Annotated in this window: 21 protein-coding genes; 16 read left to right on the forward strand and 5 right to left on the reverse strand. The window is 71.2% G+C overall.

What is annotated here, in order from left to right; all coding sequences use genetic code 11:
* The first annotated feature begins 63 nt into the window (after positions 1 to 63).
* From ABZ079_RS07800 to ABZ079_RS07870, 15 genes are all read left to right on the forward strand, one after another.
* Positions 64 to 912: a tryptophan 2,3-dioxygenase family protein gene (locus ABZ079_RS07800; protein ID WP_356938503.1), complete on the forward strand. Its 849-nt coding sequence runs from the start codon at positions 64 to 66 to the stop codon at positions 910 to 912.
* Complete coding sequence (gene kynU / locus ABZ079_RS07805) at positions 905 to 2101, forward strand: kynureninase (protein WP_356938504.1); 1197 nt, start codon at positions 905 to 907, stop codon at positions 2099 to 2101. The genes ABZ079_RS07800 and kynU overlap by 8 nt, the downstream gene beginning before the upstream one ends.
* A 375-nt stretch (positions 2102 to 2476) precedes the next feature.
* On the forward strand, positions 2477 to 3397 hold the full coding sequence (locus ABZ079_RS07810; RefSeq protein ID WP_356938505.1) for an alpha/beta hydrolase: 921 nt from the start codon (positions 2477 to 2479) through the stop codon (positions 3395 to 3397).
* Positions 3398 to 3559: 162 nt separating this feature from the next.
* Entirely contained in the window at positions 3560 to 4597 is a 1038-nt protein-coding gene (locus ABZ079_RS07815; protein ID WP_356938506.1) for an alpha/beta hydrolase, read from the forward strand.
* Between the two features lies 1 nt (position 4598).
* A complete protein-coding gene (locus tag ABZ079_RS07820; RefSeq protein ID WP_356938507.1) occupies positions 4599 to 5819 on the forward strand; it encodes an acyltransferase in 1221 nt (406 codons plus the stop codon).
* A 10-nt stretch (positions 5820 to 5829) separates the two neighbouring features.
* Positions 5830 to 7173 (forward strand): sensor histidine kinase, encoded by a 1344-nt coding sequence (locus ABZ079_RS07825; RefSeq protein ID WP_356938508.1) that lies wholly within the window; start codon positions 5830 to 5832, stop codon positions 7171 to 7173.
* Positions 7170 to 7844, forward strand: coding sequence for a response regulator transcription factor (locus ABZ079_RS07830; RefSeq protein ID WP_356938509.1), 675 nt, complete (start codon positions 7170 to 7172; stop codon positions 7842 to 7844). Before ABZ079_RS07825 ends, ABZ079_RS07830 begins: the two co-directional genes overlap by 4 nt.
* A 90-nt stretch (positions 7845 to 7934) precedes the next feature.
* Positions 7935 to 9281, forward strand: coding sequence for a histidine kinase (locus ABZ079_RS07835; RefSeq protein ID WP_356938510.1), 1347 nt, complete (start codon positions 7935 to 7937; stop codon positions 9279 to 9281).
* The gene (locus ABZ079_RS07840) at positions 9278 to 9943 is read left to right on the forward strand and encodes a response regulator transcription factor (RefSeq protein ID WP_356938511.1); all 666 of its coding nucleotides are present in this window, start codon (positions 9278 to 9280) and stop codon (positions 9941 to 9943) included. The genes ABZ079_RS07835 and ABZ079_RS07840 overlap by 4 nt, the downstream gene beginning before the upstream one ends.
* A gap of 110 nt (positions 9944 to 10053) precedes the next feature.
* Entirely contained in the window at positions 10054 to 14754 is a 4701-nt protein-coding gene (locus ABZ079_RS07845) for a DUF6531 domain-containing protein (protein ID WP_356938512.1), read from the forward strand.
* Between the two features lie 42 nt (positions 14755 to 14796).
* Entirely contained in the window at positions 14797 to 15270 is a 474-nt protein-coding gene (locus ABZ079_RS07850) for a hypothetical protein (RefSeq protein WP_356938513.1), read from the forward strand.
* A 15-nt stretch (positions 15271 to 15285) separates the two neighbouring features.
* Positions 15286 to 15735 (forward strand): hypothetical protein, encoded by a 450-nt coding sequence (locus tag ABZ079_RS07855; RefSeq protein ID WP_356938514.1) that lies wholly within the window; start codon positions 15286 to 15288, stop codon positions 15733 to 15735.
* Between the two features lie 3 nt (positions 15736 to 15738).
* Positions 15739 to 16200 carry a hypothetical protein gene (locus tag ABZ079_RS07860; protein ID WP_356938515.1) on the forward strand — a complete coding sequence of 154 codons (462 nt, stop codon included), beginning with the start codon at positions 15739 to 15741 and terminating at the stop codon, positions 16198 to 16200.
* Positions 16201 to 16228: 28 nt separating this feature from the next.
* Positions 16229 to 16660: a hypothetical protein gene (locus tag ABZ079_RS07865; RefSeq protein WP_356938516.1), complete on the forward strand. Its 432-nt coding sequence runs from the start codon at positions 16229 to 16231 to the stop codon at positions 16658 to 16660.
* 53 nt (positions 16661 to 16713) lie between these two features.
* Positions 16714 to 17934 carry a cytochrome P450 gene (locus tag ABZ079_RS07870; protein WP_356938517.1) on the forward strand — a complete coding sequence of 407 codons (1221 nt, stop codon included), beginning with the start codon at positions 16714 to 16716 and terminating at the stop codon, positions 17932 to 17934.
* Positions 17935 to 17989: 55 nt separating this feature from the next.
* Here ABZ079_RS07870 and ABZ079_RS07875 read toward each other — a convergent pair whose 3' ends face one another.
* Positions 17990 to 19501, reverse strand: a complete 1512-nt coding sequence (locus tag ABZ079_RS07875; protein WP_356938518.1) for an APC family permease — start codon at positions 19499 to 19501, stop codon at positions 17990 to 17992.
* A gap of 127 nt (positions 19502 to 19628) precedes the next feature.
* Positions 19629 to 20483 (reverse strand): diacylglycerol kinase, encoded by an 855-nt coding sequence (locus ABZ079_RS07880; RefSeq protein ID WP_356938519.1) that lies wholly within the window; start codon positions 20481 to 20483, stop codon positions 19629 to 19631.
* A 197-nt stretch (positions 20484 to 20680) separates the two neighbouring features.
* Between ABZ079_RS07880 and ABZ079_RS07885 the strand changes: the two genes are divergently transcribed.
* Positions 20681 to 21964 (forward strand): adenylosuccinate synthase, encoded by a 1284-nt coding sequence (locus ABZ079_RS07885; RefSeq protein ID WP_356938520.1) that lies wholly within the window; start codon positions 20681 to 20683, stop codon positions 21962 to 21964.
* A gap of 141 nt (positions 21965 to 22105) precedes the next feature.
* Here ABZ079_RS07885 and ABZ079_RS07890 read toward each other — a convergent pair whose 3' ends face one another.
* From ABZ079_RS07890 to ABZ079_RS07900, 3 genes are read right to left on the reverse strand one after another with little or no spacing between them, the layout of a single operon-like run.
* Complete coding sequence (locus ABZ079_RS07890) at positions 22106 to 22609, reverse strand: hypothetical protein (protein ID WP_356938521.1); 504 nt, start codon at positions 22607 to 22609, stop codon at positions 22106 to 22108.
* On the reverse strand, positions 22606 to 24078 hold the full coding sequence (locus ABZ079_RS07895; protein WP_356938522.1) for a hypothetical protein: 1473 nt from the start codon (positions 24076 to 24078) through the stop codon (positions 22606 to 22608). The genes ABZ079_RS07890 and ABZ079_RS07895 overlap by 4 nt, the downstream gene beginning before the upstream one ends.
* 28 nt (positions 24079 to 24106) lie before the next feature.
* Positions 24107 to 24481 carry a hypothetical protein gene (locus tag ABZ079_RS07900; protein WP_356938523.1) on the reverse strand — a complete coding sequence of 125 codons (375 nt, stop codon included), beginning with the start codon at positions 24479 to 24481 and terminating at the stop codon, positions 24107 to 24109.
* Positions 24482 to 24826 lie beyond the last annotated feature (345 nt).

The raw sequence follows: 24826 nt of genomic DNA on the forward strand, positions 1-24826 counted from the left end.
GGGGCCCCCGTGCCGGCATCGGCAGGGGCGGACCGCTACCCGGAGCAACAACAGGAGACAGCGATGTCCCACCAGGCTCATCCCCCTTCCGAGGCCGCTGAGCCCGAGACCCCGCATCTCGACTTCGCGGGTACGACGCCGTACGAGGACTACGTCAAGGCGGACGTGCTCACCCACCTCCAGCACACCCTCTCCGACGACCCCGGAGAGATGGTCTTCCTGGTCACCACCCAGGTCATGGAGCTGTGGTTCACGGTCATCGTGCACGAGTGGGAGACGGCCGCGCGGGCCCTGCGCTCGGACGACGTCCCGACGGCGATCGCCGCGCTGAAGCGCTCCGTGCGGGAGCTGGAGGCGCTGAACGCCTCCTGGAGGCCGCTCGGCCAGCTGACCCCGGCGCAGTTCAACTCCTACCGGAGTGCGCTGGGCGAGGGCTCCGGCTTCCAGTCGGCGATGTACCGGCGCCTGGAGTTCCTGCTCGGCGAGAAGTCCGCGTCCATGCTCGTACCGCACCGCGGGGCCCCGCGTGCCCACGCGGAACTGGAGAAGGCGCTGCACGAGCCGAGCCTGTACGACGAGGTGCTGCGGCTGCTGGCGCGCCGCGGCCACGCGATCCCCGAGTCCGTCCTGCGCCGTGACGTGGCCCAGCGCTACGAACCCTCGGACGCCGTCGAGCAGGCCTGGGCGGAGATCTACTCCGGCGACCAGAACGCCGAACTCGCACGCCTCGGCGAGGCGTTGAGCGACGTGGCGGAACTGGTGTGGCGCTGGCGCAACGACCACCTGGTCGCCACCCGCCGCGCGATGGGCGCCAAGGCCGGCACGGGCGGTTCCGCCGGCGTGGCCTGGCTGGAGAAGCGCGCCCGCAAGAACGTGTTCCCGGAGCTGTGGACGGCGAGGTCCCATGTCTGAACTGGCGCTGTTCGCGAAGAAGTCGGACGCGGCGGACGAACTGGCGCCGCTCCGCTCCCGTTTCGTCCTGGATGACACCGTCTACCTGGACGGAAACTCCCTCGGCGCGTTGCCTGCCGGCGTCCCCGACCGCGTGGCGGACGTGGTCCGCCGCCAGTGGGGCGAACTCCGGATCCGCTCCTGGGAGGAGAGCGGCTGGTGGACGGCGCCCGAGCGGATCGGCGACCGGATCGCCCCGCTGGTCGGCGCGGCGCCGGGCCAGATCGTGGTGGGCGACTCCACCAGTGTCAACGTCTTCAAGGCACTCGTGGCGGCGATCCGCATGGCCGACGAGAGCCGTGACGAACTCCTGGTCGACGCCACGACGTTCCCCACGGACGGCTACATCGCCGAGTCGGCGGCCCGCCTGACGGGCCGCACCCTGCGCGCGCTGACTCCCTCGGAGGTCCCGTCGGCGCTGTCCGACCGCACGGCGGCGGTCCTGCTCAACCACGTCGACTACCGCACCGGCCGGCTGCACGACCTGCCGTCGCTGACGGCCGCGATCCACGCCTCCGGCGCGCTCGCGGTCTGGGACCTGTGCCACAGCGCGGGCGCACTGCCGGTGGGCCTCGACGAGCACCAGGTCGACCTGGCGGTCGGCTGCACCTACAAGTACCTGAACGGCGGCCCGGGTTCCCCGGCATACCTCTACGTCCGCCGGGACCTGCAGCCCCGCTTCGACTCCCCCCTCCCCGGCTGGAACTCCCACGCCGACCCCTTCGGCATGAACCCGTCCTACGCCCCGGCACCCGGCGCCCTGCGCGGCCGCGTCGGCACGCCGGACATCCTCTCGATGCTGGCCCTGGAGGCCGCCCTGGAGGTCTGGGACGACGTCTCCATCACCGCCGTCCGCACCAAGTCCCTCGCCCTGACGGACTTCTTCCTCACCTGCGTGTCGGCGTACACGGAGCCCGGCCGGGTGGAGTCCCTCACTCCCAGCGCCCACGAGGAGCGGGGCAGCCAGGTCGCGCTGCGCTGTGCCGACGCCGGCGAGGTGATGAACCACCTGATCGCCCGCGGGGTGGTGGGCGACTTCCGCCACCCGGACGTCCTCCGCTTCGGCTTCACCCCGCTGTACGTGGGTTTCGGCGAGGTGGAGCGGGCTGCTCGGGTGCTGGGGGAGGTGCTGGGGGAGGTGTCGGCGTAGGAGACGGCTGAGGAGCTGGCGGCAGCCCCCTGTCAGGGGGCTGCCGCGAGGAGCTGGCTGGGGGTGCGTGGTGGCCGGCCGCGCGGTTTCCCGCACCCCCGGGGAGCTGCGGTCGCCGCCCCGTCCGGCGTCCGGCCACCGCCCGCGAGCAGCCGTGCCGGCCGGCCCCGGCACGGCGCACCTCCCGGCACCGCACCCCCGAAGCACCCCCGGCCACGTACCCCCCCGCACAGCACGGCTCATCCCTCACCCTCCGTCACATCCCCGTATCCCCGCACGTCACCGGCCTGGTACCGTCCCCGCCAACGGCCGACGAACAGCCCCCACCTGGTCAGCCCCATCGCCGAACCCGTTCCATCGCTGAGAGGTTGGAGCATGCCGGACGACGCCGCAGCAGCCCGCGCCGCCGCAGAAGAGGAGTCGGCCTTCTCGCACCCCCCGGTCGACCCCGACGTCACCGCCGCCTACGGCGACCACCCCGACCAGGTGATCGACTTCTACGCCCCCCGCACCGAGAGCCCCCTCGCCCCCCTGGTAGTCGTCCTGCACGGCGGAGCCTGGCGCGCCGGCCACGACCGCCGCCACATCACCCCCTTCGCGGACCATCTGGCCCGCAGGGGCTTCGCCGTGGCCAACGTCGAGTACAGACGGGGCGGTGATCCCCACACCCCCGCCCCGCACACCCCCGCGCAGAACACCGGATCCGAAACCGGTTCCGGAGTCCCGGCCCCCCGGGCCGGCCGCTGGCCCGACACCTTCGACGACGTGGCCGCCGCCCTGGACGCCCTCCCCGCCCTGGTCCGCGAGGCGCTCCCACAGGCCGACCCCCGCCGCACCGTCCTCACCGGCCACTCCGCGGGCGGCCACCTCGCCCTGTGGGCGGCAGCCCGCCACGTCCTGCCCGCCGACGCCCCCTGGCGCGTCGACCGACCGGCCCCCTTGCGCGGCGTGGTCGCCCTCGCTCCGATCGCCGACTTCGCGGTGGCGGAGAAGCTGAGCGTCTGCGGGCACGCTGCGCTGCAACTCCTCGGCGGCCAGGACACGTTCGCCGAGCGCCGGGCGTACGCCGATCCCGTGCTGCTCCTCCCGACGGGCATCGCGACGACGCTGGTCCAGGGCCGCGCCGACCTGGACGTACCGCAGGCGGTGGCCGAGTCGTACGCGGACGCAGCGGCCAGGGCGGGGGAGACGGTGGGTCTGACCCTGCTGGAGGACGTGGGCCACTTCCCGCTGATCGACCCGGCGGCGGGCGCCTGCGCGGTGGTGGCGGAGGAGATCGCCCAACTGGCCTGGTGAGAACCCCGGTTCGTCCCCTGGGTCCGGGACCCGGTGATACCCGTAATACCTGAGAGCCACAGCGTGGGACAGCTCCCTGGCGGGACGCCGGCGACACGCCCCCTTTTCTAACTTCCTTGTCATACAAGCCCGATGGCCGGGCTCTCTGAAAGGAAGCCACCCATGGGGCAAGCGCCGACGCACACCACGGACCCGCAGCCGCCGACGGTGAATCCGCCCCACGACGGCCACCCGCACCCGGCGACCCGTCGCACCCGGCGCCGAGCCCTTCTCTCCGCTCTGCTCACCGCCGCCATAGTGGTCCCCCTCGCAGGCGCGGCCCGCCCCGAGATCCCCGCCCCGCCCCCCGCCGCCCTCGCCCCCCTCAGCCCGGCGACCCTGCACACCGCGTACGAGTCGAACCGGGCCAACGCCATCGAGGCGGCCCATATGGCCGCCACCCACGGCGACCAGCACCGCGCCGCCGCGGACCGCGCCCTGGCCGCCCCCTCCCGCCACCTCCTCTCCTTCGACGGCCGAGGCGGCGGCCTGGCCACGGAGGTCCTGGGCGACCTGCCCCACGCCGACCACGTGGCCGTTCTCGTCCCCGGCTCCGACACCTCCATAGACACCTACGCCCGCTTCCACCGTGCGGCGGCCGCCCTGTACGAAGACCTCACCCACCGCGCCCCCAGCGGCACCCGCGTCGCCGTGGTCGCCTGGCTCGGCTACCGGCCCCCGGGCACCGTCAGCACCACGGTGACGACCCCGAGCCGCGCCGAGCACGCCGCCCCCCACCTGCGCGCCCTCATACGGCAGTTGCACACCCTGACCCCCGCCGGAGCGCGCATCTCCCTCCTCTGCCACTCCTACGGCTCGGTCGTCTGCGGCCGCACCGCCGCGGGCCTGGACGTCGACGACATCGCCCTCGTCGGCAGCCCCGGCACCGGCGCGGACTCCGTTGCCGGCCTGCACACGCCCGCCCGCGTCTGGGCGGCCCGCGGCAGCGGCGACTGGGTGGCCCACGTGCCGCACGTCCGCGCCGACCTCCTGGTCACCACCGTCGGCTTCGGCACCGACCCGGTCTCCGGCGCCTTCGGCGCCCGGGTCTTCGACGCGGCCGACGCCGACCACAGCGGCTACTTCGACCCGGGCTCGGCCTCCCTCGCCAACCTGGCCCGGATCACCCTCGGCGAGACCTCGGAGGTGACCCGTGCCTGACATGGCCCCCAGGCCCTGCCCCGGCGTCCCGCGCCGCGCGCTGCACGCGATACGCAAGGGTGCCCAGCGCGTGGACACCGCCACACCCGCGTCCCGGGACCGCGCGGTCGACGCCCTGCGCGCCTTCGCGGTCCTCGGTGTCGTCCTCGGCCACTGGCTGGTCACCGCCCTGGTCGCGGAGGACGGCGCGCTGCACACCGCAAGCCCGTTGCAGCACATGCCGTGGCTGGCCCCGATCTCCTGGATCTTCCAGACCCTGTCCGTGTTCTTCCTCGTCGGAGGCCATGTGGCGACCCGCAGCCACGCCTCGGCCCGCGCCCGGGGCGTGTCGTACGGCGGATGGCTGCGCGGCCGTCTGACCCGCCTGCTCCGGCCGGCGGCCGCCCTCCTCACCCTGTGGACGGTGACGGCGACGGCCCTGCTGCTGACCGGCACCCCCTTCGGCACGCTCCACACGCTCGTCAAACTGGCCCTGTCCCCCCTGTGGTTCCTCCTGGTCTTCGCCGCCCTGACGGCGGCCACCCCCCTCGTCGCCCGCCTCAGCGCACTCTGGCCCCTGGCCGTCGTCCTGCACGTGGACGTCCTCCGCTTCGGTCTGCACCTCGGCCCCTCCTGGCTGGGCTGGGTGAACCTGGCGGCCGGCTGGCTGGTCCCGTACACCCTGGGCGCCGCCTGGAACCGTGGCGAGCTGGAATCCCGCCGCGCGGCCTGGGTACTGCTGCTCGGCGGCACGACGGCCACGGCCGCCCTCGTGACGGTGGCGGGCTACCCCGCGTCCATGGTCGGCGTCCCGGGCGCCGGGATCTCCAACCTCAACCCGCCGACCCTGGTGGCCGTGACCTTCGGTCTGGCCCAGTGCGGCCTCGCCCTCCTGCTGCGCGACCGGCTGCGCCGGGCGATGTGCCGCCCGCTCGCCTGGGCGGCCGTGGCCCTGGTCAACCTCTCCGCGATGACGATCTTCCTGTGGCACCAGACGGCCCTGATGGTCACGACGGCCACCGCCCTCCTGGCCGGCCGCCTCCCCGGTCTGCACACGCTCCCCGACGGCCTCGGCTGGGTGGCGGCCCGGCTGGTCTGGCTGCCGGTGTTCGCGACGGCGCTCGCGCTGTGCTGGGCCGCCTTCCGCCGGCACGAGCGGACGGGAGCCGTGAGCCGGTCCCGCGTGGTCCGTGCCCACCGCCCGGCGGGCCGCCGGTCCGCGCAGCGGATGCCCCGTGTCTAGGCTGGGCCCCGTGATCGAGACGGGGGTGGGCCGCGTGCTGCGCCGGCTTCGGGTGCTGCGCGACGACCTGTGGACCTGGCGCGCCGACCCGCTGCCGCCCTTCGTGTGGCTGCGCCGGTTCCCGCACGGCCTGCTGTGCCTCGTCGCGTTCGGGGTGGCCTTCGGCGCGGTGGCGCAGCTCGCCTCCGACGGCGGCGTGGGCTCGCAGCTCGCCCTCCTGATCGGGCTCGCGCAGGGCGGCGCCGTCGTGCTCGCGCTGTGGCGGCCGGTGGCGGCCTGGGGGCTGTCCACGACGGCCATGCTGGTGGGGGCCGTGGAGGTGCGGCGCCACCTGCTGGCCGGGGGAGCCCACGGCTTCACCTGGCCCTGGTCGTCGGCCGGGATCGTCGGGCACATGGCCGTGCTGCTGCTGCTCGCCCTGCGGGTGCGCACGCGGGTGTCCGTCGAGGCGCTGACCGTGACCGTGCTGCTCACCTATGCCGTGGAGGGCCTGTGGGGGGCGGCCGACTACACGCCCACCGGGGTCCTCGCGGTCATCTTCTCCTCGATCGTCGTGGTGCTCGGCGGCGCCCTGCGCGGCCGGCGCGAGGCTCGCGCCCAGCTCGAACAGCAGACCACCCTCACCGCCGAGGAACGGGCCCGCCGCACCCTGCTGGAGGAGCGCAGCCGTATCGCGCGGGAGCTGCACGACGTGGTCGCGCACCACATGTCGGTCATCTCCATCCAGGCGCAGGTCGCCCCGCACCTCGTCGAGCACCCGCCGGAGGAACTGGTCGAGAACCTCACCGGCATCCGGCAGAACGCGCTGGAGGCGCTCACCGAGCTGCGCCGCGTGCTCGGGGTGCTGCGCTCGGAGAACCCCGAGGACCCCTACGGCCTGGGCCATCCCGGCACCGGAACGGCCCCGGACGCCCCCCAGCCCACTCTCGACCGGCTCGACGCACTGATCGAGAACACCCGTGCAGCGGGCCTGGACGTGACCACCGAGGTCAAGGGCAGGGCGCGGCCCTACGATCCGGGGGTGGAGCTGTCGGCGTACCGGATCGTGCAGGAGGCGCTGAGCAACGCCCTGCGGCACGCGCCCGGCTCACGGGTGCGCGTCGAGGTCGCCCACCTTCGGGACGGTCTGCGCCTGGCGGTGACCAACACCCGCCCGCGCCACCCCGTCCCGCCCTCCCAGGGCGCCGGACACGGGCTGCTCGGCATGCGGGAGCGCGCCACCATGCTCGGCGGCACCGTCACCGCGACCGTGACCCCGGCCGGTGGCTTCACCGTCTCGGCCTTCCTGCCCCGGGACGGCACCCCGCTGACGCTCCCGCCCGACCCGCCCCCGACAGGAGAACAGACCCCATGACGAGCGGCACCATCCGCGTACTCATCGCCGACGACCAGCAGATGGTCCGGCAGGGCTTCACCGTGCTGCTCAACACCAAGCCGGACATCGAGGTGATCGGGCAGGCGGTGGACGGCCGGGACGCGATCACACGGACCGCCGAACTGCTCCCGGACGTGGTCCTCATGGACATCCGGATGCCCGAGCTGGGCGGCATCGAGGCGACCCGCCGCATCACCGCCGACCACCCGGACATCAGGGTCCTGGTCCTGACCACCTTCGACCTGGACGAGTACGTGTACGAGGCGCTGCGGGCGGGGGCGGCCGGCTTCCTGCTCAAGGACGCCTCGGCGGACCAGCTCGCGGAGGCGGTCCGGGTGGTGGCGGCCGGGGACGCGCTGCTGGCCCCCGGCATCACCCGCCGCCTCATCGCCGAGTTCTCCCGCCTGGACGGCTCCCCCCGGACCCCGCTCAAACAGCGCGTCGGCGACCTCACGGAACGGGAGACGGAGGTGCTGGCGCTGATCGCGCAGGGCCTGTCGAACGCGGAGATAGCCGAGCGGCTGGTCGTGGCCGAGCAGACCGTGAAGACGCACGTGGGCCGGATCCTGGTGAAGCTGGGCCTGAGGGACCGCACCCAGGCGGCGGTCTTCGCCTACGAGTCGGGACTGGTGCGGCCGTCCGGATACTGACCCGGCAGACCCGTAGTACCTGAGAGGGACCCCGAAGGACCCCCCTCCGAGGGGACGACCGCTACGCGCCCGCGCCCTACCGTTCTGCACGTGACCGAGACGACGCACACGCAGACGACTCCGCCGGGGGCGGCGGGCAGGCCGCGCAGCCCCGAGTTCCGGCTGGCCGCGGACGCCCTGCGCGGGCTGTGGCAGGACCTGTTCCACGACGCCTTCGCCTACCGCCCGCTGCCCCGCGCGGCCGCCGACGGCCCGATCGGACGCCACCTGTCGGGCCGTACGCAGGAGTACGCGGCCTGGGCGCCGCACGCGACGGTCACGGCCGTCGGCGGGGTGGCGGCGCTCATCGCCCTCGCGGACAACTACCTGGGCCCGTCGGCCGTGGTGTGCGCGCTGCTGGCCCTGGTCCCGGTCCTGCTGACCCTGGTGCGTCCGGCCGGGGCGTTCTGGCTGTCGCTGGCGGCGACCACGGCCACCGCGATCGCCGCGAGCAGCAGCTGGAGCCAGTGGCCGTGGCTGCCGAGCAGCTTCCTCTCCCACCTGATGGTGCTGACGGTCGTGGCGGTCCGCACCCGTCCGCGCACGGCGGCCTGGATGTGGGCGCTCACCGCGCTGTACGGCTTCTGGGCCGAGGCCGCCTTCGGCTGGGAGCACTACGACACGGACGTCGGCCCGATGCTGATCCTGTCCGCGCTCATCCTGCTGGTGGTCACCGTCCGGCAGACCCGACGGCAGGCCCAGCAGGAGGTGACCGCCCAGCAGACGGAGACCGCGGTGGAGCGCTCGCGGCGCACCCTGCTGGAGGAGCGCACGACCATCGCCCGTGAGCTGCACGACGTGGTCGCCCACCACATGTCGGTGGTCGCCATCCAGGCGGAGGCCGCGCCCTACCGGGTGGAGAACCCGCCGCCGGAGCTGGAGAACGCCTTCGCCACCATCCGCGAGAACGCGGTGGCGGCCCTGACCGAGCTGCGCCGGGTCCTCGGGGTGGTCCGCGCGGAGGACTACGAGGCCCCGGACGCCCCGCAGCCCACCCTCGCCGACCTCGACGGACTGCTGGCCAATGTGCGGGAGGCCGGACTCGCGGTGGAGAAGGCGGTGACCGGCGCGGTGCGCGAACTCCCGCAGGGCGTGGAGCTGTCGGCGTACCGGATCGTGCAGGAGGCACTGAGCAACACGCTGCGGCACGCGCCGGGCGCGGGAGCGCGGGTGGAGATCGGGTACGTCCTCGGCGGCCTGGGCCTGCGCATCGTCAACGGCCCGCCGCCCGCGCCGGCCCTGGTGAAGCCCTCGCCGGGCGCCGGGCACGGCATCACCGGCATGCGCGAGCGCGTCTCGATGCTGGGCGGTGAGATGACGACCGGCCCGACGGCCGGCGGAGGATATGAGGTGACGGTGTTCCTGCCGGTGGTCACGGCGACGGAGGACACGGCATGACGATCCGCGTACTGATCGCGGACGATCAGATGATGGTGCGCGAGGGCTTCTCGGTCCTGCTGAACGCGATGCCGGACATCGAGGTCGTCGGCGAGGCCGTCAACGGCCGGCAGGCGGTCGAGCGGGTGCGGGAACTCGCCCCGGACGTCGTTCTGATGGACATCCGCATGCCGGAGCTGAACGGCCTCGAGGCGACCCGTGAGATCGTCGCCGCCGACGCGGCGGCGAAGGTGCTCGTGCTGACCACCTTCGACCTGGACGAGTACGTGTACCAGGCGCTGCGTGCGGGCGCCTCCGGCTTTCTCCTGAAGGACGCCTCGGCCCGCCAACTGGCCGACGGTGTCCGGGTGGTGGCCTCCGGGGAGGCTTTGCTCGCCCCCTCGGTCACCAAACGGCTGATCGCGGAGTTCTCACGCCTGTCCGAGGCGCCCCGCCTGATGCCGGCGGCGCGGGCGGCGTACGGCGAGCTGACGGAACGTGAGACGGAGGTGCTGGTCCTGATCGCACAGGGCCTGTCGAACGCGGAGATCGCCGGGCGGCTGGTGGTGGCGGAGTCGACGATCAAGACCCATGTGAGCCGTGTCCTGGTGAAACTCGGTCTCCGGGACCGTACCCAGGCGGCGGTGTTCGCCTACGAGGCCCGGCTGGTGACGCCAGGCTGACGGTACCTCAGGCGTGCACGGGTGTACCCGTTGCCGATTAGTGTTCGACCACGCATGCGGGGAGATCGCATGTGCGAACGGCTTCGAGGTGACGGGGAGGCGCACGGGGGATGGGCTACGTTCTGCCCGGATGGGCCGATGAGATCCTGGACTTCATCGGGATCAACTGGCCGAATGTCGACGAGGACGACTACCGCGAAATGGCCGACGCCATGCGCGACTTCGCCGACAGGTTCGAGGGCCACGGCGGCAACGCGCATCAGGCGGTGACCCGCATCCTGTCCTCCTCGGAGGGGTGGGCCGTCGAGGCGATGGAGAAGCACTGGTCGCACGTCAAGGCGGGGCACCTGGAGAAGGTCCCGGAGATAGCACGGCTGTTCGCGGACGCGTGTGACGTGGTCGCGGAGATCATCTTCGGGATGAAGACGAAGGCCGAGATCGAACTGGGCGCCATGGCCGCCTCGTTGGGCATCTCGGTGGGTCTGGCCTTCGTCACCGGTGGCCTGTCGGCGGTGATCGGGGCCGCCGAGACCGCGGCGATGCGGCAGGCGGTCAAGCGGATCATCGACGAGGCCGCCGACCGGATCGTGGACGAACTGCTGGCCCGGGTGACCGAGCCGGTCAACGCCAAGCTGGAGGCCATGGTCGAGGACATGGTCTTCGACCTGGTGGACGGTGCGTTCTCGCTGCCTCCCGCGCCGGGGGACGGTCAGCCGGGCGGCTCCGGCGGCGGGGGCAGGCACGGTGGTATGCAGCTGGCCTCCGCCGGTGGCGGCGGGGGCGGTGCCGGAGGGGGCAAGCGGACCGTCATCGACCACGTCGAGTTCGAGGACGGGGCCGGCAAGGTCTCCTTCCACGGTGGCGAACTGCACCGGTCCACTTCGGGCTCGCTGACGAAGGCCAAGGGTGCCTTCGGCCGCACCCGCGGCAGGGACCCCTTCACCAAGGCCTTCGAATCCGTCCTCGAAGGCGCCCTGAAGGGCTCCGAGAAGGCCCTCGTCAAGATCAGCAAGCATGTCACCGAGACCCTCCCGGACCGGGTCAAGGCCACCTCCCGCCTCCACAAGGGCATCGACCTCGATGTCCGCGACCGGGTCAACGCCATCACCGGCGGCAAGAAGGGCGGTGACGGCGACGGCGGCCACGGACGGTCCGACGGACCCGGACGAAAGCGCCCCGCGTCGCTGCGCACGGCGCTGGACAGCGCCCGTGAGAAGGCGATCGCCCTGACGCAGCGCCGCTGCAAGACCGATCCGGTCGACATCGCGAGCGGCGAGATGGTGCTGTCCCAGACGGACCTGGCGCTGCCCGGCGTGCTCCCGCTGGTGGTGCGGCGCACCCACATATCCGGCTACCGCTACGGCCACTGCTTCGGGCCGGGCTGGGCCTCCACCCTCGACGAGCGGCTCGAACCGACCGGCACCGGCGCGGTCTGGGCCCGCCCCGACGGCTCCCTGCTCGTCTACCCGCACCTGCCGCGCGAGGCGGGCGAGGAGGTGCTGCCGCTGGAGGGTGAGCGGATCGCCCTCACGTTCGTCGAGCGGTCGGCCCTCGGCGAGGTCACGTACGCCACGCGCGACGTCCGCTCCGGCCTGACCCGCCGCTTCACCGGCAGCCCGTACTCCTCGGGAGGCCTGTACTGGCTGAGCGACATCGAGGACCGCAACGGCAACGGCCTGCAGTTCGTCCGCGACGACGAGGGCCTGCCCACGACGCTGCTGCACGAGGGCGGCTACCGCGTCCGCGTCACCCGGGACACCGATCACGGCCGGGTCGCGGCCCTCGACCTGGAGACCCCCGAAGGCCCGATCCGGGTCGCCTCCTTCGCTTACGACGAGGCCCACGACCTGGTGGGGGTGTCGGGCGCACGCGGTGTACACCTGCGGTTCACTTACGACGACGAGCACCGCGTCACCTCGTGGACCGACCGCAACGGCCACACATACCGCTATGTGTACGACGCGGCCGGCCGGGTGGTGGAGACGATCGGCCCCGACGGCGCGCTGTCCTCGCGGTTCGCCTACGACACCGCCGCCCGCGAGACCCGCTTCACCGACTCCACCGGCGCGGTCACCGTCACCCGCTTCAACCAGCTCGGCCAGACGCTCAGCGAGACCGACCCGCTCGGCAACACCGTGCGCTTCGAGTGGGACCGCTACGACAACCTGCTGTCCCGCACGGACGAGTTGGGACACACCTCCCGGTTCGCGTACGACGACGCGGGCAACCTCGTGACCGTCCACTACCCGGACGGCCGCCAGGCCTCGACCACGTACAACGCGCTGCACCTGCCGGAGACGATCACCGGCCCGGACGGCACCGTGTGGCGGAACATCTTCGACGAGCGGGGCAACCGCACCGCGGTCATCGCGCCGGACGGCACCTCGACGACGATCACCTACGACGCGGCGGGTGCCCCGGCCGCGGTCACGTTCCCGACCGGTGAGACGGAGACGCGCGTCAACGACCCGGCGGGCCTGGTCCTCTCGGTCACCGACGGGCACGGCGCCACCTACACGGTGCGCCGCGACGCCTTCGGGCGGCCCCGCGAGTCCGTCGACCCCGCCGGATCCGTGACCCGCCTGGAGTGGACGGCGGACGGCTGGCTCACCCGGCGCACCGCACCCGACGGCGTGAGCGAGCGGTGGACGTACGACGAGGAGGGCAACTGCCTCACCCACACCGACCCGCTGGGCGGCGTGACCCGCTTCGAGTACACGTGGTTCGACCTGCTCGCCGCCCGCACGGGCAAGGACGGGGCCCGGTACGAGTTCGGTTACGACACCGAGCTGCGGATCAGCACGGTGCTCGATCCGCAGGGCAGGACGTGGTGCTACCGGTACGGCCCGTCGGGCCTCACCGAGTCCGAGACCGACTTCGACGGACGCACCACGCGCTACGAGTACGACGCCGTGGGCCGCCTCGTCGCCCGGACGACCCCGCTCGGGCAGCGCATCGGCTTCACTTTCGACGCGGTGGGCAACGTGCTGGAGAAGGACGCCGACGGCGTGCTCACCCGCTACACCTACGACAGCGGTGACCGGCTCACCGCCGCCGTCTCACCGGACTCCTCGCTCACCCTGGAACGCGACGCCCTGGGACGTCTGCTCGCGGAGACGGTCGACGGCCGCAGCATGCGGTTCGGCTACGACCCGCACGGCGAACTGGTCTCGCGCACGACACCGACGGGCGCCACCACCTCGTACGCCTACGACGCCGCGGGCAACCGGGTACGGGTCGACTGCGCCGGCCACGCGCTCCGCTTCGCGCGCGACGAGCTTGGCCGCGAGACACGGCGCACCCTGGGACCCGCGCACGCGCCCGCGACGCTCGCCTCGCAGTGGGACACGATCGGCCGTCTTTCGGCCCGGTCGCTGGCCACGCCCCGCGGCACGCTCCGGGACCGCTCGTACAGCTACCGCGCCGACGGCTTCCTGACGCGGATCACGGACCGGCAGGCCGGCGTGGACTGGCGGTTCGAGCTCGACGAGGTGGGCCGCCCGCTCGGTGTCACCGCCGGCGACTGGTCGGAGCGCTACGCCTACGACACCACCGGGAACCAGACCGACGCCCACTGGCCGGACCAGGCCCGGCACACCGAGAGCCGCGGCGAGCGGACCTACGAGGGGACCCGGCTGCTCGGCGCGGACGGTGTCCGCTACGAGTACGACGCCGCCGGACGGGTCGTGCTGCGGCAGAAGCGACGGCTGTCCCGCAAGCCCGACACCTGGCGCTACGCCTGGGACGCCGAGGACCGCCTGGTCTCCTGCACCACCCCGGACGGCACCGTGTGGCGCTACACCTACGACGCGCTGGGCCGCCGCACCGCCAAGCACCGCATGGCGGCCGACGGGCGGGGCGTGGCGGCCACGGTCCGTTTCGCCTGGGACGGCACCCAGCTGGCCGAGGAGACGGACACGGCGACCGGTGTGACGCTGACCTGGGAGTACGAGGGCGCGCAGCCGATGTCCCAGCTGGAGCGCAGACTGCCGGACGACCCCGGGCAGCAGGAGGTGGACAGCCGGTTCTTCGCCATCGTCACGGACGTCATCGGTACCCCGACCGAATTGGTCGACGAACAGGGCGACATCGCCTGGTACAAGCGCTCCACGGTCTGGGGCATCACCGCCCGCAACCGCGACGCCCGGGCCCACACGCCGCTGCGCTTCCCCGGCCAGTACGCCGACCCGGAGACGGGCCTGCACTACAACCTGAACCGGCACTACGACCCCGAGACGGCCCGCTACGTGTCGTCGGACCCGCTGGGCCTCGTCCCCGCGCCCAACCCCGCCGCGTACGTCGTCAACCCCTGCACCTGGATGGACCCCGAGGGCCTGATCGCCAAGGGGTGCACGCAGGAGGCGGGGTGGTACGGGGGACTGCTGCCGGCGAACCGTCAGGCGAACGGCAAGCAGTACCCCCAGGCGATGGAGGTCAATCACATCCCGCCCAAGGCGGCGTGGAAGGACGTCATCGAGCCGGGCTTCTACATCGCGAACAAGCCGCACCGGAAACAGAAGGTCAACAACGGGCCGGCGATCCGCATGAAGAAGTCTCACCACGGTCAGCTCAACAGCACGGGGTCCAGCACAACGGCGACCAACTGGCACGCCACGCAACGAGCACTGATCAACCAGGGGCGCATCACCGAGGCGATGCGCATGGACATCGACGACATCAAGACGAAGTTCCCTGGTCAGTACGATCAGCACATCAAGGAGATGGTGGACAGCCTGAAGCACAATAAGCCGCTTCAGGACATGCTGACCAAGCGCGGATGGACGATCGACGAAGCGGCTTTGTTGGCATGATGCCAGTGGCGCGACAAGAGGTCACCACAGGAAGGCAGAAGGATGGATGTTGAACTGTTGCCGCGTGTCGGTATCGCTTCGTTCCGGCTCGGTATGCCGTTCGACGACGCGATGGTCGAGGCCAGGAGGTGGGGGCGCGTCGAACACTCCCCTGAAGGTGGGCGCCCGCCGGGCAAGTACGTCGTCGTCAACGAGGCATATCAGTTCGAGTTCGTACTCCTCTTCGAGTCCGAGGAGAAGGAGCTGCTGACCGGTATCGAGGTGTGGCGCTTCCGCGACGAGGCCGCCGACATCCGCTTCCTCCTCGAGGGCATCGACGTCTTCCGCACGCCGGCGGACGATCTGCCGGCGGTCCTGGAGCAGCGGGGGCACGAGGTCGTCGAGAGTGACTACGGGTTTGAGGAGGTCACGGACCTCGGCTTGCGCTTCGCGAACAACAGCAGCTTCGAGTATCCAGTGGACGAGGAAGGCGATCCCCTCTATTACGACTACGTTCTGGTCGCGGACCGGATCTGAACGGGGGCTTCGCACATGGATGCCGAGATCCGGCTCGGTATGCCGTTCGACGAGGCGATGGAGATCGCCCCGACACTGGGCCGCGTCAGCCATCGCCCGGGGGCCGAGCGTCCCCCGGGCAAGTACGTGGTGAACCTGGACGACTCCGGGTTCCAGTACGTGCTGTCGTTCCCCGAAGCGGGCACGCTCACCAGCGTGGAGCTGTGGCGCTTCCGCGACGAGGCCGCCGACATCGACGTCACCTTCGACCAGCTGGACGTATTCCGGACGCCCAGCGAGGAGTTGATCGAGCAGCTCGAGGAGCGTGGTCACTCCGTCTCGTACGACGACGACCTGGGCATTCACGCCCTGCCCGAGTTGAAGATGTCCTTCGCCAACAACAGCTCGTTCGAGTACCCCGTCGACGAGGAGGGGGATCCCCTCTACTTCGACTACGTCCTGGTCAGCACTGAGATGGTCGCCTGAACCGTGGATGTGGAGATCCGTCCGCGGACGAGTGCCGGGCCGTTCCGGCTCGGCATGTCCGTCGAGGGGGCGCGAGAAACGGCCCATGAGCTGGGTGCCTTCCGGACCGCCGCGAGCGACGCGATCCCGGGACAGATCGTTCTCACCCACGACGACGCCCAGATGGACGTCGTGCTCGCGTTCGCCAAGGGTGCGCTGAGCGGGGTGGAGCTGTTCCGCTTCCGGAACGAGGACGCCGATGTCCGGGTGCTGCTGGACGGGCTCGACGTCTTCCGCACCCCGAGCGAGGACCTCTTCGAACAGCTGGCGGAGCGGGGTCACACCATCGAGGAGAACGACCTCGGCTTCGACGCCCTGCCGGAGCTCAAGGTGATCCTCGCGAACCAGAGCAGCTACGAGTACCCGGTGGACGAGGAGGGCGACCCCCTGTACTACGACTACGTTCTGGTCGCCAACCGCATCTGAGCGGTGAGGCCGGCACGGAGGGGCAGCCATGGATCTCGTACTCGACCCACCGCGCGGAGTCGCGCCGATCCTCCTGGGCATGACGCTCGACGAGACGATCGCGGCGGTGTCCGGCTGGGGCGAGCCCCGGGTGCTCAGGCGGCCGGGACGGAACTCGGCGAAAGTCTCCTCGGTCCTGGACGGAGTAGGCGTGCAGGCCCTCCTGGAGGGCGGCCCCACTGTCACGGCCGTCGAGCTGTGGTGGCCCGGCGAGGGCCGGGCGTCCGGCACACGCGTACTGCTCGACGGGCACGACGTGACCTCGCAGCCCGAATACCCGGTGATCCCCGGCGTCTCGCTGGGTTTCACCCGGCAGACCTCGCAGGAGGTTCCCCGCGACGCCGAGGGCCTGCCGTCGTCGGTCACTTCCGTCCTCGTCGGAGGCAAGGACTACTACGACCACCGTTACGACAGCCGGTAGCCGGAGGGCGGGCACCCTGGTCAGACCCCCGGTCGACGCGTTAGCGTCCCCGCATGTCAGGGACTGCCGACCTCGCTTTCGACCCCTGGGACCCGGCGTTCCTCGCCGACCCGTACCCGGCGTACGCCGAACTGCGGTCGCGCGGCCGGGTGATCCGGTACGAGCCGACCGACCAGTGGCTGGTCCCGCACCACGCGGACGTCTCGGCGCTGCTGCGGGACCGCCGCCTGGGCCGCACGTACCGGCACCGCTTCTCGCACGAGGAGTTCGGCCGCACCACGCCCCCGCCGGAGCACGAGCCGTTCCACACGCTCAACGACCACGGGATGCTCGACCTCGAGCCGCCGGACCACACCCGGATCCGGCGCCTGGTCTCGAAGGCGTTCACCCCGCGCACGGTGGAGCGGCTGAAGCCGTACGTCCAGAACCTGGCGAACGAGCTGGTGGCCGCCCTCGTCCACAAGGGGGGCGGGGACCTGCTGACGGACGTGGCGGAGCCGCTGCCGGTGGCGGTGATCGCCGAGATGCTGGGCATCCCGGAGGCGGACCGGGCCCCGCTCAGGCCCTGGTCGGCGGACATCTGCGGGATGTACGAGCTGAACCCGCCGCAGGAGACGGCGGTGCGGGCGGTGCGGGCGTCTGTGGAGTTCTCCGAGTACCTCCGGGGGCTGATCGCGGCCCGCCGCAAGGACCCCGGCGACGACCTGATCTCCGGTCTGATCGCCGCCCACGACGAGGGCGACCGGCTGACGGAACAGGAGATGATCTCCACTGCCGTCCTGCTGCTCAACGCCGGTCACGAGGCCACGGTCAACGCCACGGTGAACGGCTGGTGGGCGCTGTTCCGCAACCCCGGCCAGCTGGCCGCCCTAGGCGCCGACCACTCCCTGATCCCGTCGGCGATCGAGGAGCTGATGCGCTACGACACACCGCTCCAGCTCTTCGAACGCTGGGTCCTGGACGACATCGAGATCGACGGCACGACGATCCCCAGGGGCGCGGAGATCGCCCTGCTCTTCGGTTCCGCCAACCACGACCCGTCCGTCTTCACCGACCCCGCCCGTCTGGACCTCACCCGCGAGGACAACCCCCACATCTCCTTCAGCGCGGGCATCCACTACTGCATCGGCGCCCCCCTGGCCCGTATCGAACTGGCGGCCTCGATGTCGGCGTTGCTGGAGAAGGCCCCGACGCTCGCCCTGGCGGCGGAGCCGGTGCGGAAGCCGAACTTCGTGATCCGGGGGCTGGAAGGATTGAGCGTCGAGGTGGGGTGATCATCCGGGTGGCCGGGCACCGGTTCGCCGAGACGCCGGACTTCTTCGCGGAGGGTCAGCGCTCCTTCGTCTCCTCCAGTACCGTCCGGCCGAGCAGGGCGTACCGCTCGGGGGAGCGGCGCTTGAGGTACTGGGCGTAGCCGATGCCGGCCGCCGCGACCAGGGCCACCAGCCACGGTGTCGCCTTCAGCACCAGCGAACCGGACTCGGGCCCGGCGGCCACGCCCATGTTGGACACCAGCAGCACGACCACCGCGAGCATCGCGACGCCGCCCAGCAGTGGCGCGGTGAAGGTGCGGAACCAGTGGCGGTTCTCGGGATGGTGGGAGCGGAAGTACGCCAGGACCGCGAAGGAGCACACGGCCTGGACGACGAGGATCGCCATGGTGCCGAGGATGGCGAGCAGGACGTACGTACCGGTGTACGGGTCCTTGCCCGCGGCCCAGAACGCCCCGATCAGCACCGCGCTGACGACGGTCTGCACCAGGCCGGCGAGGTGCGGGGAGCCGTGCCGGGCATGCGTCCGCCCGACGGTGTTCTTCAGTGACGGCAGGGCGCCCTCCCGCCCCAGCGCGTACAGATAGCGGGCGGCACAGTTGTGGAAGGCCATCCCGCAGGCCAGTGAGCCGGTGATCATCAGCCACTGCATGACGTCGACCGCCCAGTGTCCGACGTAGCGCTCGGTGGGGCTGAAGAACATCGCGAGCGGATCGGCGGACGAAGCGGCCTTCACGGCCTCCGCCTCGCCGTTGCCGGTGATGGCCATCCAGGAGACGAGGACGTAGAAGACCCCGACGCCGAGCACGCTGATCATCGTCGCCTTCGGGATGATCTTCTTCGGGTCGCGGGACTCCTCGCCGTACATCGCCGTCGACTCGAAGCCGACCCACGACCAGAAGGCGAAGAACAGCCCGAGCCCGGCGGACGTGCCCTTGAACGCGTTGACGGGGTTGACGGGCGCGAAGGTGAACCCGTGCGGCCCGCCGCCGTGGAAGGCCACGGACACCGCCATGGCCGCCAGTACGGTGACCTCCGTCGCCAGCAGCGCCACCAGCAGCTTCTCGGCGACGCTGACCCCGAACCAGGTGCCGGTGGCGTTGATCGCGAGCATCAGGACCGCGAACGCCCACCAGGGCACATGGAGCCCCGTCTGGTCCTTCAGCGTGGTCGTCGCGAAGGTGGAGAAGATGCCGATCAGCGCCGGTTCGAAGACGACGTAGGCGAAGGTGGCGAGCAGTCCGGACGCCAGCCCGACGGTGCGGCCGAGGCCGTAGGAGATGAAGCCGTAGAAGGCGCCGGTGGACGTGATGTGCTTCGCCATCGACGTGAAACCGACGGAAAAGATTGCCAGGACGACCATTGCGACGAGATAGCTCGCGGGCGCCCCGATGCCGTTCCCGGACGACACCATGAAGGGCACGTTCCCGGTCATCGCCGTGATCGGCGCGGCGGTGGCGACGGCCATGAACACCACGCCGAGCAACCCGACGGCGTTGGGTTTCAGTCGATGAACCGTTCCTCCGTCATCCGTCTCCGCCGCCGGGACAACGCCCTCGTCCACTGCCATCGGGTGGCCCCCTCCATGTCCGGTCCATGGGTCCTGATGGAGCAGGATGGTGGACGAAGGAGGGGTGCGGGAAGGGGTCGGGGCAGTTAAATATTTGTCACCAGACCTTTAGGGCGGGGATGGCGGGTCAGTCGTGGCCGGGCAGTGTGAGCCCCCAGGCCCCCTCCACCACCCGCCAGGTCCGCCTGCGCACCGGCCCCGAGACCGCCGCGTCCGCCCGGTAGCGGAAGTCCGCCCCCACGACCGTCACGGTGCGGCCGGCTGCCAGCAGCGGGGCCGCCGCCGCGCCCACCGACAGGGGCAGCACCTCCACCGAGGCCGTCCCACCCGTACCCGGCGTCACCGACACCGCCTCCACCGGCTGGTCCAGGTCCACGACCGTCACGCCGTCGACCTCCACCCGGAGCCGGGCGGGGCCGGGGGCCGGTACGGCGGAGAGGCGGGTGGGGCGCGGGGCCAGGGTGCGGACCAGCGAGCGGTATCTCGTGCGCAGCCGGGGCCGCCCGGCAGGCACACCCACCGGCTCTGCGGCAGCCGCCCGCACCGGCGCCGGCGGAATGCCCAGTGCGCCCAGCACCACCCCGTCACTGTCGTCGACGAGGAGGTCGAGGCGGCGCTCGGCGCCGTCCAGTACCGCCCGTGCCGCCGCCACCGCCCCCATCGGCACCCCCAGGGACTCCGCCAGAGCCAGCGTGCCACCCACGGGCACCATCGACAGCGCGCAGCCGGCCAGCTCACGCTGCCGGTGCAGCAGGGTCACCGCGCGCACCAGGGCTCGGTCGTCGCCGACCACGACCGGGCGCCGGGAGCCCCGTCGGCCCAGTGCGCGGGCGAATTCCTCCGGCCCCTCCGGCAGACACACCTTGGCCGCCGCACCCGCGCTGAGCACGTCTTTCGCGATCCGTACGGCCTCTCCGTCCGCCTGCCGAGCCGTCGGATCGATGATCACCAGCAGCTGATCGGACGTCGCGGAAGTCGCCACCTCGGTCCTGCCTCGCTTCCTCGGGTAGCATCTTTGTGCAAGAGCCCCTTGCGCTATTGCGCCAGGGGCTTCGTCTATTCCGGGGCATCCGGTCCGACGGTTGTGCGACCAATGGTGGTCGCGGTGGCACGCGGCGGTGAACCTTACGCCCACGCCCCCGACCTTGGACATGCCCCGCCCGGAAGGGGTGTACGCGCGTGCCCGCACTTGTGCTGCTCGGTGCTCAGTGGGGTGACGAAGGCAAGGGGAAGGCGACCGACCTGCTCGGTGGCTCGGTGGATTATGTAGTGCGTTACCAGGGCGGCAACAACGCCGGCCACACGGTCGTCGTCGGCGACCAGAAGTATGCACTCCACCTCCTCCCTTCCGGAATCCTCTCGCCCGGCTGTACGCCGGTCATCGGTAACGGTGTCGTTGTCGACCCGTCGGTCCTGCTCTCCGAGCTGAGCGGTCTGAACGAGCGTGGCGTCGACACGTCCAAGCTCCTGCTCAGCGGTAACGCGCACATCATCACGCCGTACAACGTGACCGTCGACAAGGTGACGGAACGCTTCCTCGGCAAGCGCAAGATCGGCACCACCGGCCGCGGCATCGGCCCGACCTACGCCGACAAGATCAACCGCGTGGGCATCCGGGTCCAGGACCTGTACGACGAGTCCATCCTCACCCAGAAGGTGGAGGCGGCCCTCGACGTCAAGAACCAGATCCTGACCAAGCTCTACAACCGGCGCGCGATCGCCGTGAGCCAGGTCGTCGAGGAGCTGCTGGGCTACGCCGAGCAGATCAAGCCGTATGTCGCCGACACCGTCCTGGTCATCAACCAGGCGCTGGATGACGACAAGGTCGTCCTGTTCGAGGGCGGCCAGGGCACCCTCCTGGACATCGACCACGGCACATACCCCTTCGTCACCTCCTCCAACCCGACCGCGGGCGGTGCCTGCACGGGTGCCGGTGTGGGCCCGACGAAGATCGGCCGCGTGATCGGCATCCTCAAGGCCTACACGACCCGCGTGGGCGCCGGTCCGTTCCCGACCGAACTCTTCGACGAGGACGGCGAGGCGCTGCGCCGCATCGGCGGTGAGCGGGGCGTGACCACGGGCCGCGACCGCCGCTGCGGCTGGTTCGACGCGGTCATCGCCCGCTACGCGACCCGCGTGAACGGCCTGACCGACTTCTTCCTCACCAAGCTGGACGTCCTGACCGGCTGGGAGCAGATCCCGGTCTGCGTGGCGTACGAGATCGACGGCAGGCGCGTCGAGGAGCTGCCGTACTCCCAGACCGACTTCCACCACGCGAAGCCGGTCTACGAGACCCTGCCGGGCTGGTCCGAGGACATCACGAAGGCCAAGTCCTTCTCCGACCTCCCCAAGAACGCCCAGAACTACGTCAAGGCGCTGGAGGAGATGTCCGGCGCCCCGATCTCCGCGATCGGCGTGGGCCCGGGCCGCGACGAGACGATCGAGATCAACTCGTTCCTGTAGGCCGCGGGCGGGGCACTGTTCCCGCCGGGTGCGCAGACCGCCCCGCCGATCCGCCCTCGGGCGTGACCGGCGGGGCGGTCCCGCGTGGCGCGCGACGCGCAATCGAAGTACACGGTGCCGGGTCCGCAGGCCGCGGCCTGCTCAGAAGGCCTGCAGGTACACCCGCGAGCGCCCCTTGCCCTCGTCGTGCACATACATCTCGATCCACTGCACCTGGCCACGGTCGTGTTCCACGCAGGGCGGGCAGACGCCGGACCAGCGCACTCCCTCGAGCTTCTCCGGATCGGTAAGGCCCAGATGCTCGAACAGAGCACCCTCCAGGCCGCTCTTTGCGGTCGTGCTCAACGGTGCGTCGAAATGCAGGTCCTCTGCCATCCGTTCGGCAGTTGCCTTCCCGGTGACGAAGGAGAGCAGGTACATGTCCTCCTGGGGATTCACCTGGACGGCACCCTTCACCCCCGTCGCCCCGGAAGGCAGGTCGATCTTCATGAAGGCCGCGGCCTCCGGGGCGCCTGCCTTCTCGTCCCAGGTCGGTCCCCGACCGGCGGTGCGGTGCACGGTGCCCCCGCTGTCCGACGACGAGCACGCCGTGAGCAGCAGCGCCGAGCAGAGCACCCCCGACAGCGCGGCGATTCGCTTGGTCATCGGTTCTCCTCGTCGCCGCGCGAGACATCGGTCCGAGAGCCCCCGCGGCCGGGATCGGATGGGTTGATCGTGGCGGTCGAGCCGCTGTTGAGTTCGTACGTGTATGCGGAACTACTGCCGCGCATGTCGAACTCCCTGGCAAACCCCACTTTGTGGAGTCGGCCCATGTCCTCGTCCTCGACGACAAGACCACCCGGGAACTTCGTCGACTTGCCGGCGTCCCAGTTGTAGCGGTCCCAGACATTGACTTGGTAGTCGAGAGTCACCTTCGGCTTCCCACTCGCAGTGGGGGTGACGGTGACGACTCCCGAGACGTTCTGCTGGTGGGCTCCGACGGCGTGAAACCACTCGCTCTGGCTGTCGCTGTCGGGGAAGGCCCTACCCTGTGCCCGGCTCTCGACAGGGATCGCAATGGGCTTGTCGCCACCCGCCTTCTCGAAGGCGTCGAGCGCCTCCTTGCGCCACTCGGTCTGGTTCTCCGTGACGTGGTCCCTGACAACCCGCGTCCGGTAGCCGGGGGCATCGTGCAGGATGCGATCGACGTCGAGATCCAAAGGCTCTCCCGTCGCTTTCAGATAGTGCTCCATGTTCCGCGACGCCGCGTTTTCCCCGATGACGTCTCCACCGAGAGCCAGGCTCTGGGCGAGGGCGAGGAGTTCCAGGTCGTGCGGGGTCGGCTCCTCTGTTTTGAACGGCCCCGAGCCGGGGTCGGGGGAGTGCCACTTGTACTGCGGGTCCATGATCCCCGCCTTGAGCAGTTCCTCTCCCCTCTCCTGCAGCAGGATGCCGCGGGTGACGGGATCCAGCCCCCGCCACCACGCAGCCACCTTCGACCGGTCTTCGGGCATGTGCGCGGCCTTGGCGGCCTCGGCGAGGGTGGGATACCGGCTCGGACCCGCGTCCCGGTTGAAGCCGTTGATCGTGCCGTCCGACGCGTCGGAGTCCTTGACGGCGGCCGCGAGGGCGAGCCGCAGGCCCTCGTCGGCCTCGTTCACGGCCTTGACCGCATCTCCGATGCGGTCCGCCCACTGCTGGGCGGTGGTGCGGACGCTTTCCTGGTAGTCCGGGTCGTGGGCGTACGCGGTCCGGGCACCCTGCCCGAGGCGGTCCAGATCGAAGGTGACGACACCCCGCTCGGAGACACGCATGCCGGCCTTTACGGCGTCGTCCCTGACCGCCTCGGCCTTCTTCTTCAACGCCTGGAACTCCGTGTGGGCCGCACGGAGCAGGGAGGCCACTGCCTTGGCCTCTTTCCGGGCACCCTCGTACTCCTTGAGTGTGACCTCGAAGCGGGCCGAAGCCGCCTGGGCACTCAGCCCGGCCCAGCCTTCGCCCATCGAGATCCTGTGCACGTCCTGTTTGTACCGGGTTGCCAGCTTTCCGAAGTCCTCCGCCATGGCATCCCACTTGTCGGCCGCTTGGGACAGCTTCGACAGGTCCGTGTGCATGACTTCGTAGTACGTCGGCATGAATCCCCATCCCGCGGTGTCGGCCCGCTCAGTACGCGTCGAGCGGAGACACGGCCCGGACGCGTGTCCCCACGCCGAGGTCGGTGCTCTGGAACAGGGACGTCGTGGAGCGCAACGCCGCCTTCTCCGCGGCCAGCCGGCCCAGGAGGCCCGCCACCTGGTCCTGCCACGTCTCGTGTGCCTTCTTCAGTGCGCCCGAGGCAGCCCAGCCGGCGGCTTCCGTGCCGTCGAACTCCTTCACGGCCGCGGTCGTGCCGTCCTCGGCGGACGAGCCGGCCTTGCGCGTGTCGGGCTCGAGGTGTTGCTCGATGGCGTTTGCAGCCGCTTTCTTCTCCGCCGGGCTCGATGCGAGGTCCGCGGTGCCGCCGCCTCCGGCCGCGGGTACGGCTTGGTCGAGGTGCACGGACGTCGTTCCCCTGCCGTCCCCTGCCACGTGGTTCCCCCCGTTGCCGTTCACCGGCCCCGCCTTCCGCTCTGTGAACGTTGCTGATCAACTCTACGAACAACGCCCCTGTGTCGCGCGCGTGTTCGTGGATGTGGCGCGTTCCGGCCGTCCGGTGACCCCCGTCAGGATGCCGCCCGACCCGAGCCGGGACAGCAGACGCCAGGGGCCCATCAGGGCTTCGTCGGAAAGGCAGGCAGGACTTGCACGGCCCGCGGTCATTCCAGGAGTGGACCTGGACGGGGTCTGTTCCCCCCGGGTGAACGGTGGTTCGGGGTCCCGCACCTCGCCTCGGTGCAGATCACC

It is taken from the genome of Streptomyces sp. NPDC006314, from assembly GCF_040613075.1.
In the GTDB taxonomy this organism is placed as follows: Bacteria; Actinomycetota; Actinomycetes; order Streptomycetales; family Streptomycetaceae; genus Streptomyces.